This is a genomic window from Streptomyces sp. NBC_00647 (assembly GCF_045207245.1).
Lineage (GTDB): Bacteria > Actinomycetota > Actinomycetes > Streptomycetales > Streptomycetaceae > Streptomyces.
This window is the reverse complement of the sequence record NZ_CP109040.1, coordinates 5269091-5284959: the sequence shown is the minus strand read 5'-3', so window position 1 is coordinate 5284959 and position 15869 is coordinate 5269091. Positions and strand designations below refer to the sequence as shown.

The 15869-nt window shown below is 70.3% G+C and carries 10 protein-coding genes; 6 read left to right on the top strand and 4 right to left on the bottom strand.

From position 1 onward, the window contains the following. Positions 1–9 precede the first annotated feature (9 nt). The 3 genes from OG788_RS23200 to OG788_RS23190 form a co-directional block, all read right to left on the bottom strand. Complete coding sequence (locus OG788_RS23200; RefSeq protein WP_356747002.1) at positions 10–873, bottom strand: hypothetical protein; 864 nt, start codon at positions 871–873, stop codon at positions 10–12. Positions 874–1054: 181 nt separating this feature from the next. Continuing rightward, positions 1055–2200, bottom strand: coding sequence for a metallophosphoesterase (locus OG788_RS23195; RefSeq protein ID WP_406373182.1), 1146 nt, complete (start codon positions 2198–2200; stop codon positions 1055–1057). Between the two features lie 202 nt (positions 2201–2402). Next, positions 2403–3515 carry a LacI family DNA-binding transcriptional regulator gene (locus OG788_RS23190; protein WP_351536041.1) on the bottom strand — a complete coding sequence of 371 codons (1113 nt, stop codon included), beginning with the start codon at positions 3513–3515 and terminating at the stop codon, positions 2403–2405. 468 nt (positions 3516–3983) lie between these two features. Here OG788_RS23190 and hisC point away from each other — a divergent pair, with 468 nt between their 5' ends. The 6 genes from hisC to OG788_RS23160 all read left to right on the top strand — a co-directional run bounded on the left by hisC (position 3984) and on the right by OG788_RS23160 (position 14755). After that, positions 3984–5060 carry a histidinol-phosphate transaminase gene (gene hisC / locus OG788_RS23185; protein ID WP_406373180.1) on the top strand — a complete coding sequence of 359 codons (1077 nt, stop codon included), beginning with the start codon at positions 3984–3986 and terminating at the stop codon, positions 5058–5060. 496 nt (positions 5061–5556) lie between these two features. Next, positions 5557–7065 (top strand): cytochrome ubiquinol oxidase subunit I, encoded by a 1509-nt coding sequence (locus tag OG788_RS23180; RefSeq protein ID WP_406373178.1) that lies wholly within the window; start codon positions 5557–5559, stop codon positions 7063–7065. A gap of 20 nt (positions 7066–7085) precedes the next feature. Further along, positions 7086–8093, top strand: coding sequence for a cytochrome d ubiquinol oxidase subunit II (cydB, locus tag OG788_RS23175; RefSeq protein WP_406373176.1), 1008 nt, complete (start codon positions 7086–7088; stop codon positions 8091–8093). A 60-nt stretch (positions 8094–8153) separates the two neighbouring features. Further along, positions 8154–11687, top strand: a complete 3534-nt coding sequence (cydD, locus tag OG788_RS23170) for a thiol reductant ABC exporter subunit CydD (protein WP_406373175.1) — start codon at positions 8154–8156, stop codon at positions 11685–11687. 60 nt (positions 11688–11747) lie between these two features. Next, positions 11748–13466 (top strand): GAF domain-containing protein, encoded by a 1719-nt coding sequence (locus tag OG788_RS23165; RefSeq protein ID WP_406373173.1) that lies wholly within the window; start codon positions 11748–11750, stop codon positions 13464–13466. Positions 13467–13711: 245 nt separating this feature from the next. Next, the gene (locus OG788_RS23160) at positions 13712–14755 is read left to right on the top strand and encodes a peptidoglycan DD-metalloendopeptidase family protein (RefSeq protein ID WP_406373171.1); all 1044 of its coding nucleotides are present in this window, start codon (positions 13712–13714) and stop codon (positions 14753–14755) included. 173 nt (positions 14756–14928) lie between these two features. Here the strand turns inward: OG788_RS23160 and OG788_RS23155 are convergent, their stop codons facing one another. After that, positions 14929–15816, bottom strand: a complete 888-nt coding sequence (locus OG788_RS23155) for a Cof-type HAD-IIB family hydrolase (protein ID WP_406373169.1) — start codon at positions 15814–15816, stop codon at positions 14929–14931. Between the last annotated feature and the right edge of the window lie 53 nt (positions 15817–15869).

The window sequence follows — 15869 nt, the reverse complement described above, 5'->3', positions numbered from 1 at the left end:
CCCGGCCGGTCACTCGGGCTGGTGTTCCGGTCCCCCGAAGTCCGGGCTGGAGAAGTCCGGGCTGGAGAAGCTCGGGCGCGGCCCGGCCGCGGGTCCGCCGTCGGGGCTGCTGAACCCCGGGCGGTCGTAGCCGAGATGGGGGATACGGCTGGGAGCCGGTGCGGCCCGGCCCAGTGCCGCCGAGCCCGGGTCCGCGAGAGCCTCCCGGAGGAACGGCATGATGCCGCGCTCCAGCAGGGCGTCGTGCCAGGCCTGCCTGGCCCGGGCGACCTGTTCGGACAGCTCGCCGCCCGCTCCGGCCCGGAGCGAGGACGAGCTGTTGCGCAGGGCGGTGAGCAGGAGTCCGGCCGCGGCGACCAGAATCGCGGCCGCCGTGACCGCGCCGAAGACCCATCCGGTGGTCAGGAGAGTCGTGGCGATGGCCGGCTCGGGGTCGAGCATCTTCAGGACGTATCCCACGAGCAGGAATATCACCGCGGCTGTCCCGGCGAGGACGGGAGCGAGCACCGCGACGACGGCGACCGCTCCGGCACCGGCGGTCTCGGTGACCTCCCCCACGGTGGCGGCGAGCCCCATCGCGGTCGTACCCGGCTCCGCGGAGCCGACTTCCTCGCTCACGACCGTGGTGGACCGCGCCGGGCGGCGCAGTTCCTCGCGGGTCTTCACGTAGTGCGCGTACTCGTCCGCCGCGGCCGTCGTGATGAGGGCCGTGGCGTTGAGCGCCATGGTGCGCAGTTGTTCGAGGTTGAGCCGCTGGCCGACAGCGGCGAGTTCCGGGCGGTGTGGTGCGGAGCGCAGCGCCTCATCGAGGATCCGCTCGTAATCCTGGCGGTCCTCGCTCAGCAGGTGCTGCGGAACGCTGTTCATCTGCATCCCCCGATGCTCCGTAGGGCTGGTGGCTCGCACGCTGACGAGCCGTCGGGCAGAAACGGAGGGGAGCCTGCTACGGATAAGCCGATGGTAGAGCGGTGACGGCACGCCGTGACAGGGGGTTTCCAGAAATTGGCCCCTGGCCGACGTGGTCCGCCCGGGGGGACGCCTGCCCGGCGAACGCTCAGATATCCAGCGGAAGTTGCTGGACCAGCAGCTTTCCGGCCATGGTCACTCCGCCGTCCATGGCGATGGCCAGTCCGTCGGCGTAGAGGTGCGGTCCTTCGACCACGGGGCCCGAGCTGTTCTCGCCCTCCTCCGGGCCGACCTCGCCCAGCAGATACGGAATGGGGCTGTGACCGTGGACGATGCGCGAGCCGCCGTAGGCGCCGAGCAGTTCGCGGACGGCCTCGGCGCCACCGTCGTCGCGGAAGGCGAAGCGCTTGGTGAACTTGCGGAAGAGGTCCCAGCACTCGTCGGCGTCGTTGCGGGTGAGGGTTTCGCGGACGGTGTCGTTGACCGCTTCGATGGAGTCGCCGTAGTCGAGGTAGGCGGTGGTGTCGGAGTGCACCAGGAGGTGTCCGTCGACCTGTTCCATGGCGTCGAGGCGGGCCATCCACTGCAGGTGGTGGTCCTGGAGGCGGTCCATGTCCGTCTTCTGGCCGCCGTTGAGCAGCCAGGCGGCCTGGAAGGTGGCGGTACCCGCGCCGGAGTTGACGGGGGTGTCGCCGAACCGCTTGGCGCCGAGCAGCAGCAGCTCGTGGTTGCCCATGAGCGCCTTGCAGTAGCCTCCGGCCGCGGCAGCCTCGGCGGACAGCCGCATCACGAGGTCGATCACGCCGATGCCGTCCGGGCCGCGGTCGGTGAAGTCTCCGAGGAACCACAGACGCGAGGTGCCGGCCGACCAGCTGCCCGCGGCGTCGACGAGGCCCTTCTCCTGGAGCGCGGCGACGAGCTGGTCGAGGTAACCGTGCACATCGCCGACGACGTACAGCGGCCCGGGGCCGGCGCCGGGAGCCGGGGCGGGCACGGTGACAGGGTCGACGGCGACCTGAAGAGTGTCACCCCTATTGATGACCGGCAGATCGCGCTGTGTGGGGGTGTACCCCTCGGAGAACTCCCCCGGGAACTGCTCGGAGGAGTCCATGGACGCGTACAGGGAGGACTCTCCCGACGCGTACCGCGCAGCGTCTCCCACGGGTCCTGCGCTCTCGCCGTGAGGCGTGTTCTGCGCATACGGACCGGTCTCGTGGACGTACGCGGGTACCCGGAAGTCGCGCAACGTCGCCGTCCGCACCACCTCGGGTCCCTGACCGGCCCCCTGAGTCATCGACCCCTCCACCACCATCGCGCCGCATGTGCACCCGTTCGGACTGCCTGGTCGCAGCGGCCCGCGGTGTCGTCCGCCCATCATAGGAATGCGGATCGCGCCATGTGATGACCCAGGGGTGGTGAATCGGAACAGGAGCCCAGTTCACCGAGGTTTTCGACCGAATTGGGCGGGGCTTGCCCCGCCCGTACGGTCTCGGGCGTCAACCCGCCTCGGGTGATCGCGGCGGACTGACCGTCGTACGGGGTGGACGGCGTTGCGACGAGGTCCGCACGATCAGCTCCGTCGGTATCACCTGCTCGACCGGTTGGTCCGATTCGACCCCTTCGATGGCGTCGATCAGCAGCTGGACGACGGCTGTGCCGATTCGGCGCGGTTTGAGGGAGAGGGTCGTGACGGGCGGCTCGGTGTTGGCGTAGACCGTGGACTCGCTGCAGCAGACCAGCAGCAGGTCCTCGGGTACGCGCAGACCGTAGCGGCGGGCCGCGGCCAGCAGATCGGTGCCGTTCGGGTCGAAGAGGCCGTAGACGGCGTCGGGGCGGTCGGGCCGGGCGAGGAGCCGGTCGGCCGCGACGGCTCCCGCGCACGGATCGTGCGCGGGGTAGGCCTCGTACACGGGATCCTGGCCCACGCGCTCGCACCAGCGCAGGTACGCGGTGGTGGACAGGTGGGTGTACGTGTCCGTCGTGGTGCCGGTGAGGAGGCCGATGCGGCGCGCTCCCGCGGCGGCCAGGTGGTCGAGGATGCCGAGGACCGCGGCCTCGTGGTCGTTGTCCACCCAGGCGGTGACCGGGAGCGATCCCGCGGGGCGGCCGTCGGAGACGACCGGCAGACCCTGGCGGACCAGTTCGCTCACGACCGGATCGTGGTCGGACGGGTCGATGACCACGGTTCCGTCAAGGGCGACGTTCGACCACACGTCGTGGCGGGAGGTCGCGGGAAGGATGACCAGGGCGTATCCCCGGGCGAGCGCGGCCGAGGTGGCGGCTCTGGCCATCTCGGCGAAGTACGCGAACTCGGTGAAGGTGAAAGGTTCATCCCCGTACGTCGTCACGGTCAGGCCGATCAGGCCCGACTTGCCGGTACGGAGGGTTCGGGCCGCCGCCGACGGGCGATAGCCCAGCCGGTCGGCGACTTCGCGGACATGGCGTCGGGTGGCGTCCGGGAGCCGGCCCTTGCCGTTGAGGGCATCGGACACAGTCGTGATGGAGACCCCTGCTGCCGCGGCCACGTCTCTGATGCCCGCCCGGCCCGGCCGACCGCCTCGGCGGGAGGTCTCCGCCCGGCTCACCTGGTGCTTCCCTGCTGCTGTCATGGCGAGCCGATAGTAGGGCTCATGCGGTGGGGTAGTGCGGACGCATATGCACGCGTTGACAGGCACGTTTCTGCATGATCGAGATGGGCTAACTCCCTTTGAAGTGAAGGCAGTTGAACGATCCAATGCCAGGACGTGACTTGTCGGCGCGCATGGGCCTGCCAAGGGGGCCATGTTTCGAAGAGGTCTCAACTCACCTGTACGAGGGATGCGCGCCACGGCGCGAGCCACCGGCGCATGGGGCGGCTGTCGGCGCGCCCCCTTTTCGTACGACTTCGTACGCGGATGACCGCCGGTCGTGCGACGCGGACGGCCGGGTCCCGCGTATGTGAATGATCACCTGGTCGGACACAAGGTGGTGTTCGGTTGTCCACAGGCCATTCGCAGCGGCGCCGAATCCTCATAAGGTGAGAAGCATTGGTAGCCGGTGGTCGTCATGAGCCGCTGGTGGTCACGAGGAGGACTGCGGTGAGCGAGACGAGCCCCAAGCTGCGTGCGGAGCTGGCGGGTATCCCCACCTACAAGCCCGGCAAGCCTGCCGCGGCCGGTGCCGTGGCGTACAAGCTGTCCTCCAACGAGAACCCGTATCCGCCGCTGCCCGGGGTGATCGAGAGCGTCACGGCGGCGACCGGGTCGTTCAACCGCTACCCGGACATGGCGTGCACCGGGTTGATGAACGAACTGGCGGACCGGTTCGGCGTCCCGGTCTCCCACCTGGCGACCGGCACCGGCTCGGTGGGTGTCGCGCAGTCGCTGCTGCAGGCCACGAGCGGTCCCGGTGACGAGGTCATCTACGCCTGGCGGTCCTTCGAGGCGTACCCGATCATCACGCAGATCAGCGGGGCGACCTCGGTGAAGGTGCCGCTGACCCCGGGCGATGTGCACGACCTGGACGCGATGGCCGACGCCATCACCGACCGGACCCGGCTGATTTTCCTCTGCAACCCGAACAACCCGACCGGCACCGTGGTGCGCCGGGCCGAGCTGGAGCGGTTCCTGGACCGGGTGCCGAGCGATGTGCTGGTGGTCCTGGACGAGGCGTACCGCGAGTTCATCCGTGACGTCGAGGTGCCGGACGGTGTGGCGATCTACCGCGACCGGCCCAACGTCTGTGTGCTGCGTACCTTCTCCAAGGCGTACGGACTGGCCGGTCTTCGGGTCGGCTTCGCGATCGCTCATGAGCCGGTGGCCGCGGCGCTGCGCAAGACGGCGGTGCCGTTCGGCGTGAGCCAGCTGGCCCAGGACGCCGCCGTGGCGAGCCTGCGCGCCGAGGACGAACTGCTGGGCCGGGTCGGCTCGCTGGTCTCCGAGCGCACCCGGGTGGTCGACACGCTGCGCGGTCAGGGCTGGACCGTGCCCGAGACGCAGGCCAACTTCGTGTGGCTGCGGCTGGGGGAGCGCACCCTCGACTTCGCCGCCCACTGCGAGCGGGCCGGTGTCGTCGTGCGTCCGTTCGCCGGCGAGGGCGTCCGCGTCACCATCGGCGAGACCGAGGCGAACGACATCTTCCTGAAGGCGACCGAGGGCTTCCGCAAGGAGCTGTAGTCGTCCGGCGGAGTGCCTGCCCGGGGTCTCCGGAGCGGGCCACACGAGCCGGGAAGGGCCTCGTACGCGTTTCCCGCGTACGGGGCCCTTCGGTGTGTGTGCGATCCGGGTGGCGGCCGGGGGAGGACGCGGGCGGTCGGGGCGCCGGCGGTCGGGGTGAGGTGTCCCGCGGGCCCGGTGATCCGTAGATGCGCGCATCTGGCAGACCCGTGAGTCCGGCCTGCGGGTCGCGCCACTCCGTCCGTGGGGCCGGGAGATCGCGGGCGGGAAGAGCCGAGAAGCCTCGTGCACGCCATGGGGCGACCGGTCCCTATCGGCCGGGGCCCATCGGTCCCACTGAGGGACCCCCCCCACCCCTCACCCATCGAACGGGTATGCGTCATACTTGCTTGTGAATGTGAACGCGTTCACAAGCGTGTCCTGTTCCTCCCATGATGTCTGCAGCCAAGCGGGCAAACTGCCGCTGTGACCACGGCGACGTAAGGAGACTGACGACGTGGAATTGGCTTTGGCGCCGGAGACTCTGGCGCGATGGCAGTTCGGCATTATCACCGTCTACCACTTCCTCTTCGTTCCCCTGACGATCTCGCTCGCCGCGCTCGTCGCCGGCCTGCAGACAGCCTGGGTGCGTACGGAGAACCAGAAGTACCTCAAGGCCACCAAGTTCTGGGGCAAGCTGTTCCTGATCAACATTGCGATGGGTGTCGTCACCGGCATCGTGCAGGAGTTCCAGTTCGGCATGAACTGGTCCGCCTACTCGCGGTTCGTCGGCGACATCTTCGGAGCCCCGCTCGCCTTCGAGGCCCTGATCGCCTTCTTCTTCGAGTCCACCTTCATCGGGCTGTGGATCTTCGGCTGGGACAGGCTCCCGAAGAAGCTCCACCTCGCCTGCATCTGGATGGTCTCCATCGGCACGATCCTGTCGGCGTACTTCATCCTCGCGGCCAACTCGTGGATGCAGCACCCTGTGGGCTACCGGATCAACAAGGCGAAGGGGCGCGCCGAACTCACCGACTTCTGGCACGTGCTGACCCAGAACACCGCGCTGGCCCAGGCGTTCCACACCCTCACGGCGGCCTTCCTGACGGGCGGCGCCTTCATGGTGGGCATCGCCGCGATCCACCTGGCCCGCAAGCGGCATGTGGCCGTCATGAAGACCTCGCTGCGGCTCGGCCTCATCACCGTCGTCATCGCCGGTCTGCTCACGGCGATCAGCGGCGACACCCTCGGCAAGATCATGTTCAAGCAGCAGCCGATGAAGATGGCCGCCGCCGAAGCGCTGTGGGACGGTCAGGACTCCGCGCCGTTCTCGATCTTCGCGTACGGGGACGTCAGCAAGGGCCACAACACCGTCGAGCTCTCCATCCCGGGGATACTGTCGTTCCTCGCCGACGACAACTTCAACTCGTACGTCCCCGGCATCAACGACACCAACAAGGCCGAGCAGGAGAAGTACGGCCCCGGCGACTACCGCCCCATCATCCCGGTCACCTTCTGGGCGTTCCGCTGGATGATCGGCTTCGGTATGGCGTCCTTCGTGATCGGTGTGGTCGGACTCTGGCTGACCCGCAAGAAGTTCATGCTGCCGCAGCACCTGAGGGTCGGCGAGGACGAGGCGCCGCATCTGGTCCTGTTCAAGAACAAGGCCCTGGGCCCGAAGCTCACCAAGTGGGGCTGGCGGATCGCCATCTGGACGCTGGGCTTCCCGCTGATCGCCAACTCGTGGGGCTGGATCTTCACCGAGATGGGCCGCCAGCCGTGGGTCGTGTACGGCGTTCTGCAGACCCGGTACGGGGTCTCCCCCAGCGTTTCGCAGGGCGAGGTCATCACGTCGATGACCGTCTACACGCTGCTCTACGCGATTCTCGCCATCGTCGAGGTCAAACTGCTCGCGAAGTACGTCAAGGCAGGGCCTCCCGAGCTCACCGAGTCCGACCTCAATCCGCCCACCAAGATCGGCGGCGACTCCAGTGACGCCGACAAGCCGATGGCCTTCTCCTACTAGGCTCAGGGAGCTGCTGAGTCATGGAACTTCACGACGTCTGGTTCGTCCTCATCGCGGTCCTCTGGACCGGCTACTTCTTCCTGGAGGGCTTCGACTTCGGAGTCGGCATCCTCACCAAACTGCTGGCCCGCGACCGCACCGAGAAGCGGGTGCTGATCAACACGATCGGTCCCGTGTGGGACGGCAATGAGGTGTGGCTGCTCACGGCCGGCGGCGCGACCTTCGCGGCCTTCCCCGAGTGGTACGCCACCCTGTTCTCGGGCTTCTATCTGCCCCTGCTGATCATCCTGGTCTGCCTGATCGTGCGCGGTGTCGCCTTCGAGTACCGGGCGAAGCGCTCCGAGGAGCACTGGCAGCGCAACTGGGAGACGGCGATCTTCTGGACCTCCCTGATCCCGGCGTTCCTGTGGGGTGTGGCCTTCGGCAACATCGTGCGCGGGGTGAAGATCGACCGGAACTTCGAGTACGTGGGCAACTTCTGGGACCTGCTCAACCCGTACGCGCTTCTCGGCGGTCTGGTCACGCTGACACTGTTCACCTTCCACGGTGCCGTGTTCGTCGGCCTCAAGACGGTCGGCGACATCCGGGAGCGGGCGCGGAAGCAGGCGCTGCAAGTCGGCCTGGCCACGGCCGTGCTGGCGCTCATCTTCATGCTCTGGACCCAGGTCGAGAACGGAGACGGCGCGTCCCTGGTCGCGCTGGTCGTGGCCGTGGCAGCCCTGGTCGGGGCGCTGGTGGCGGTCAACGGCGGGCGTGAGGGGTGGGCCTTCATGCTTTCGGGGGTCACCATCGTGGCCGCCGTCGCGATGCTCTTCCTGTCGCTCTTCCCGGACGTCATGCCGTCCTCGCTCAACGAGGACTGGAGCCTCACGGTCACCAACGCCTCGTCGAGCCCGTACACCCTGAAGATCATGACCTGGTGTGCCGCGATCGCCACGCCGATCGTTCTGCTCTACCAGAGCTGGACCTACTGGGTGTTCCGCAAGCGCATCGGTACGCAGCACATCGCCGTGGATGTGTCGCACTGATTCCGACGTAGTGGCATGTTTCATGTGAAACATGCCTGATGAGCCAGGGGTGTGTTTCACGTGAAACCAATCGATCCGCGTCTGCTTCGGTACGCCCGAGCCACCCGCCTCTTCCTTGGGGCGGTCGTGGTGCTGGGTGTCGCCGGGGCGGCGCTGATCATCGCCCAGGCGATGCTCATCGCCGAAGTAGTGGTCGGCGCCTTCCAGCACGGTCTCTCCGTCACCGAACTCCGCACCCCTCTGACGCTGCTGGCGATCGTGGCGATCGGACGGGCCGCGGTGGCCTGGCTCACCGAGCTCGCCGCACACCGGGCGAGCGCCGCGGTCAAGTCGGAGTTGAGAGGGCGGCTCCTGGAGCGGGCCGCTTCCCTCGGGCCCGGGTGGCTCAGCGGCCAGCGGACAGGCTCGCTGGTCGCCCTCGCGACACGGGGAGTGGACGCGCTCGACGACTACTTCTCGCGCTATCTGCCGCAGCTGGGACTCGCGGTGGTGGTTCCGGTGGCTGTACTGGCGCGCATCGTCACCGAGGACTGGGTGTCGGCGGCGATCATCGTCGGCACCTTGCCGCTGATCCCCCTGTTCATGGTGCTGATCGGCTGGGCCACCCGCACCCAGATGGACCGCCAGTGGCGGATGCTGTCCCGCCTCTCGGGGCATTTCCTGGACGTCGTCGCGGGGCTGCCCACCCTCAAGGTGTTCGGCCGGGCCAAGGCGCAGGCCGAGTCGATCCGGAAGATCACCGGCGAGTACCGGCAGGCGACCATGCGGACGCTGCGGATCGCCTTCCTGTCGTCCTTCGCCCTGGAACTGCTCGCGACCATCTCGGTCGCACTGGTCGCGGTGACCATCGGAATGCGGCTCGTCCATGGCGAGATGGACCTGTACGTGGGGCTCGTCATTCTCGTGCTGGCGCCCGAGGCCTATCTGCCGCTGCGCCAGGTGGGAGCCCAGTACCACGCCGCCGCCGAGGGGCTCGCGGCGGCCGAAGAGATCTTCTCGGTACTGGAGACCCCGGCGCCGCGGTCCGGTTCGCTGCACGTGCCCGAGGGGGAGATCGCCTTCGAGGGCATGACCGTGCGGTACCCGGGACGCTCCGCGGACGCGGTCTCGGACGTCTCCTTCAGGGTCGAACCCGGTGAGACGGTCGCTCTGGTCGGGCCCAGCGGCGTGGGTAAGTCGACGCTGCTGAATGTCCTGCTCGGGTTCGTGGAGCCCACCGCGGGCCGGGCCCGGGCCGGGGGAGTCGATCTCGCCGAGGCCGATCTCGCGGAGTGGCGCTCAAGGATCGCCTGGGTGCCGCAGCGGCCGCACCTGTACGCCGGAACCATCGCCGAGAACGTACGGCTGGCGCGGCCCGACGCGGATGACGCGGCGCTGCGCCGGGCCCTCGCCGACGCGGGCGCGGCCGGATTCGTCGACGCGCTGCCTGACGGGGCCGACACCGTCCTCGGCGAGGACGGCGCCGGGCTGTCGGCAGGTCAGCGTCAACGCCTGGCACTCGCCCGGGCGTTCCTCGCGGACCGGCCCGTGCTGCTTCTCGACGAGCCGACGGCCTCGCTCGACGGCGAAACCGAGGCCGAGGTCGTCGCGGCGGTACGGCGGCTCGCCGTGGGGCGGACCGTCCTGCTGGTCGTACACCGGCCGGCGTTGCTGGGCGTGGCGGACCGGGTGGTGCGCCTGGAAGCCGCTGCGTCCGGTGCAGCGCGACTGGAGCCCGCGTTCCCGGTCCAGGTTCCCGGTTCCGCGGAACAGGGCCGTACACAGCCGCCGCGGGGAGTCGAGCCGGAAGGCCTGCCGTCGACCGGCGGCGAAGGACTCGCTCCGACGTCCCGGGGCCGGGCCGGAGTGCTCGCCCGCGTCCGGGCCATGGCGGTTCCGCGCCGGAGGCCGCTCGCGCTCGCGGTGGTCCTCGGCAGCCTCGCGCTCGGGAGCGCCGTCGGTCTGATGGCCACCTCCGGATGGCTCATCTCGCGGGCGTCGCAGCAGCCGCCGGTGTTCTATCTGATGGTGGCGGTGACGGCCACCCGGGCGTTCGGCATCGGCCGGGCGGTCTTCCGGTACGCGGAACGGCTCGTGTCGCACGACGCCGTGCTGCGGATGCTGGCCGATACGCGGGTCGCCGTCTACCGGCGTCTGGAACGGCTCGCGCCCGCCGGACTGCGGGCCACCCGGCGCGGCGATCTGCTCTCGCGACTCGTCGCCGACGTGGACGCCCTGCAGGACTACTGGCTGCGATGGCTGCTGCCGGCCGGAGCGGCGGTCCTGGTGTCCGCCGCCTCCGTCGGATTCACCGCCTGGCTGCTGCCCGAGGCCGGTGCCGCGCTCGCCGTCGGTCTGCTGGCGGCCGCTGTCGGTGTTCCGACGGTGACCGGCGCCGTGGCGCGCCGTGCCGAGCGAAGGCTGTCGCCCGCACGGGGCGCGCTGGCGACCCAGGTGGCCGATCTGCTCACCGGGACCGCCGAGTTGACCGTCGCGGGCGCACTGCCCGCCCGTATGGCTGAGACTCGGCGGGCCGACAACCTGCTCACCCGCATCGCCTCGCGAGCCGCCACCGCGACCGCGCTCGGCGACGGACTCACGGCGCTCGTGTCCGGGCTCACCGTCACCGCGACCGCCTTCGTGGGCGCCCAGGCGGTCGCCGCCGGGCGTCTGAACGGTGTGGTGATGGCCGTCGTCGTCCTCACTCCGCTCGCCGCCTTCGAGGCCGTCATGGGGCTGCCGCTCGCCGTCCAGTACCGGCAGCGGGTGCGGAAGAGCGCGGAGCGTGTGTACGAGGTGCTGGACGCCGCCGATCCCGTACGCGAACCCGAACAGCCGCTACCGGCGCCCGTCTCGCCGTTCCCGCTCCGTGTGGAAGGGCTCCGGGCCCGTCACGCGGGACAGGACCGGGACGCGCTGGCCGGCCTCGACCTGACCCTTGAAGAGGGCCAGAGGATCGCCGTGGTCGGTACGTCCGGGGCCGGCAAGACGACGCTCGCGCAGGTGCTGCTGCGGTTCCTGGACACGGAAGCGGGGGTGTACACGCTGGGCGGCGCGGACGCGTACGGGATGGATGGGGACGCCGTGCGCCGGTTGGTCGGACTGTGCGCCCAGGACGCGCATCTCTTCGACAGCACCGTGCGCGAGAACCTGCTGCTCGCCCGCAAGGACGCGACCGAGGGCGAACTGCGCGACGCGCTCGGGCGAGCCCGGCTCCTCGACTGGGTGGACGGGCTTCCCGACGGGCTCGACACCCTGATCGGTGAGCACGGGGCACGGCTGTCCGGGGGCCAGCGCCGGCGACTCGCACTGGCCCGCGCGCTGCTCGCCGATTTCCCCGTCCTCGTTCTCGACGAGCCGGCGGAACATCTCGACCTGCCGACGGCCGACGCGCTCACCGCGGATCTGCTGGCCGCCACCGAGGGCCGTACGACCCTGCTGATCACTCATCGGCTGGCCGGGCTCGACGCGGTGGACGAGGTGATCGTGCTCGCGGAGGGGCGTGTGGTCCAGCGTGGAACGTTCGCGGAGCTGGCCACCGTCGAGGGACCGCTGCGGGAGATGGTGGAGCGGGAGACCGCGGGAGACCTGCTGGTGGGCGCGGCGGCTCGCTGAGCGCGGTCCTCTCCCGAGACACGACTTTCCCTTGCAAAGAGGACTAATTAGGCTCAAGGCATGTCAGCAGCCCCAGACTCCCCCGCCCCGGGCGGCGGCACGGGGGCGGCGGACCCGGTGGTCCGTGGCCTGCGAGGGCTGCCCGTCGAGCTGACCGCACGGGTGCCGCGGTTGCTGGAGGCGATGCGATCGGTCGGAACAGGGCTGGAACTGCACTCCACACTGAACCGGATCTGTGAGACCGCGGCCGAGCTCACGGACGCGCGATACGCGGCCATCGGGGTCGTGGCCGAGAGCGGGGAGACACTCGCGGACTTCGTCCATCACGGCGTCGACGAGGCGACCGCCCGACGGATCGGACGGATGCCCGACGGCCACAAGGGGCTTCTGGGGGCGCTCATCCGGGCCTCGGATCCGGTGCTGCTCACCAACCTGACCGACGACCCGCGCTCCTGCGGGTTCCCGGCCGGACATCCACCGATGCACAGCTTTCTCGGAGTGCCGATCCCGGTGCGGGGGGAGATCTTCGGCAATCTGTACCTCGCCGAGAAGCGTGGCGGCGGGACCTTCGGCGACTACGACCTCGACATGCTCCGGGTGCTGGCCGCGGAGGCGGGCATCGCCATAGGCAACGCCCGTCTGTACGAGGCGGCGCAGCAGCGTGAGCGCTGGATCGACGGCTCGGTGGCCGTCACCACCGCGCTTCTGGCGGGCGGCGACAGCGAGGAGGCGTTGCAGGTCGTCGCCGAGCAGGCGCGCCGGCTCTCCGGTTCGGCAGCCGGGATCGTGCTGCTGCCCGTGGAGGAGGGGGGCCTGGAGATCGTCGCGGTCGCCTCGGAGCACCCTTCGAGGGTGCTCGGCACGGTCGTTCCGCCGGAGAGTGAGCTGGTCGCCGAAGTCTGCGCCGGGCGGCCGGTGTTCGTGGAGGACGCGGCCGTCGACCCGCGCATGCCCCTGGACCTCGCCCGCGCGTACGGGCCCGTCATGATGCTCCCCCTGCAGAGCGACGGCCGGGTCCTCGGCGCCCTCGTCACCCCGCGCACCCGGGGAGGACGCCCGTTCACGGAGACCGAGCGGACCCTCGCCGCGCAGTTCGCCTCGCAGGCCGCGCTGGCGCTGATGATGGCCGAGACACAGCGCGACCGGGAACGGATCGCGGTGTACGAGGACCGCGACCGGATCGCCCGCGACCTGCACGACCTGGTCATCCAACGGCTGTTCGCCACCGGGATGATGCTGGAGAGCGCGCAGCGCCGGTCGAGCGTGCCCGAGGTGCAGCGGGGCGTCGGCAAGGCCGTCGACGAACTCGACGTCACCATCCAGGAGATCCGCACGGCGATCTTCGCGCTCCAGCAGGGTCCCGCCGAGGTGCCGTCCGGGCTGCGCACCCGCGTCCTGCGCGAGATCAACATGGCCGCCGTGCCGCTCGGCTTCAAGCCCGGGTACCGCTTCACCGGACCCGTCGACACGCTGGTCGGCGAACTCACCGGCAAGAACCTCATCGCCGCGCTGCGAGAAGCCCTCTCCAACGCCTTCCGGCACGCGGGGTCCTCCCGTATCGAGGTCTCCGTCGACGCGAACGTCCTTCTGCCGGACAGGCGGCCGGGTGTGCGCCTCACCGTCGCGGACGACGGCGTCGGCATCCCCGCCGGAGGCCGGCGCAGCGGCCTGAAGAACCTCGAGCGGCGTGCCGAGTCGCTGGGCGGCGCCAGTTGGTACGGGCCGGGGATCGGCGAGGGCGGCGGCGGTACGACGGTGGTGTGGCAGGTGCCGCACTGAATCCCCTTGTGCAGGGGGTCCGTTCGGCGTTTCGCGCGCAAGCCCCGGCCGGGCGTCTTCCGCGGTCCGTGCGAAGGGCCCTGGTCGGTCCGCCCCGCCGTGACGGGGACCGACGTCACGAGGCGCCGTCACGGGCCGCCGTGACGGGGCCGTTCCGCCCGCCCCTGGGCCATTCGTGACGCCCCGTCCCCCAGGTGCACCCCTTCAACAGGCCGGGTCCGAAGGCGCGGGTCACGATCGCTGTCATGCGCTCTTCTCGTCGCCATCCCCTGTTCGTACCGGCGTTGTTGTGCGCGCTGGCGGTCCTCGCGGCCCAGCCGACGGTGGCCGAGGGCGACGGCGGGGACCCCGGCATCAGCACCCAGGTGGCGCGGCTGTACGAAGACGCCTCCGTGGCGACGCGGCAGTACGAGGCGGGGCGGCGGGATGCCGAGGCGCAGCGTGGCCGGGCCGAGCGGACCGAGTGGCTCCTCACGCGGGAGCGGCAGGAGATCGCGGTGCTGCACCAGGACCTGGGCCGTATCGCGCGTGCTCAGTACCGGCAGGGTGGCGGGCTGCCGTACACGGCTCAGATCCTGTTCGCGCAGGACCCCGATGATCTGATGCGTGGTCAGCGTGCCGTGTGGAGAGCGGATCTGGCCGTCGCCAACGCGGTCGCGAAGAGCCGGCGCGCCGAGGACCGGCTCGCCGCGGACGAGGCGAAGGCCCAGGCCCTGTGGCAGGCGCTGGAGAAGCGCAGCGGTGAACTCGCCGAGATGAAGCGGACCATCGACGCGAAGCTCGACGAGGCGCGGTCGGTGTTGCAGAGCCGGGCGGACGCCTCGGTGGCGGCGGGCGCCTGCCGTGGTGCGGTCCGTCTCGACCAGCCGCCGCTGGACTCCACGCGGGCGTGGGTCGCGCCGGTGGAGACGTACGAGCTCTCCGCGGGCTTCGGCAGCGGGGGCGAGCGCTGGGCGCACCGGCACACCGGGCAGGACTTCGCGGTGCCCATCGGCACACCGGTGCGGGCGGTCGGGGCGGGCCGGGTGGTGAAGGTGTCCTGCGGTGGTGCCTTCGGTATCGAGGTCGTGGTCGAGCACCCCGGCGGCTACTACACGCAGTACGCGCATCTCGCGGCTGTCGCCGTCGACCAGGGGCAGCGGGTGTCGACGGGACAGTGGATCGGGCAGTCGGGCACGTCCGGCAACTCGACCGGCCCGCATCTGCACTTCGAGGTGCGGGTGACGCCGGAGCTGGGATCGGCGATCGATCCGGTGCCGTGGCTCGCGGAGCACGGGGTCGACGCATAGGCCCACGGAGGCGGGACATCGGCGCCGTGAGGAGCGGCCACCCGGTTGTAGCCGGCGGCCGGGTAGCAGCCCACCGCGTCGGACAGGCGCTTCCCGGCGGTGCTGCGGGGCGACCGCCGCGGGGCCCGCGGCGGGTCTGCCGGAGGCCCCGGGGGCGGGTGGATGCCGGGTGGCTACGCCCGGTCCGCCACGATCTGCTCGATCACGACCGCCACCCCGTCCTCGTTGTTGGCGACCGTGCGGCCGGAGGCGGCGGCTATCACGGCGGGGTGGGCGTTGCCCATCGCGTACGACCGGCCGGCCCAGCTGAGCATCTCGACGTCGTTCGGCATGTCACCGAAGGCGACGACCTCCTCGGGGGAGATACCGCGCTCGGCGCAGCACAGCGCGAGGGTGCTGGCCTTGGAGACGCCGGGGCCGCTGATCTCCAGCAGGGCGCTGGGGCTCGACCGGGTCACGTTGGCCCGGTCGCCGATGGCCGGGCGGGCGACGTTGAGGAAGTCGTCCGGGTCCATGTCCGGGTGGAACGCGAGCACCTTCAGCACCGGCTGATCGGCGTCCAGAGCGTTCTCGGCGAGGAGCTTCTCGGCGGGCGCGACGATCTCCGGCGGCTCCATGTGCATCAGCGGATAGCCCGGTTCGAGGTGGAGGCCGTACGTCCGTTCGACGGCGCACACGGTGCCGGGCGCGGCGGAACGCAGCACCTGGACGACCTCGAGGGCGATGTCGGGCGCCAGTTCGCGGATCTTGACGAACCGGTGGGCTCCGGGGCCGCCGTGCAGGTCGACCACGGCGGCGCCGTTGCCGCAGATCGCCAGGCCGTGCCCGTGGACGTGGTCGCTGACGACGTCCATCCAGCGGGCCGGGCGGCCGGTGACGAAGAAGACCTCGATACCGGCCTGTTCGGCGGCGGCGAGGGCGGCGATCGTGCGGTCGGACACCGATTTGTCGTCGCGCAACAAGGTGCCGTCGAGGTCCGTGGCGATCAGCCGGGGCGGGACGGTGGAGGCCGGGGTCTCGGGCCGGCGAGTCGCTGAGGTCACGTGCTCATTCTCCCGCATATGCGCGCACGGCCGTGCGGCGGTCCGCACACTTGAGTGGTAACCGTCCTCAC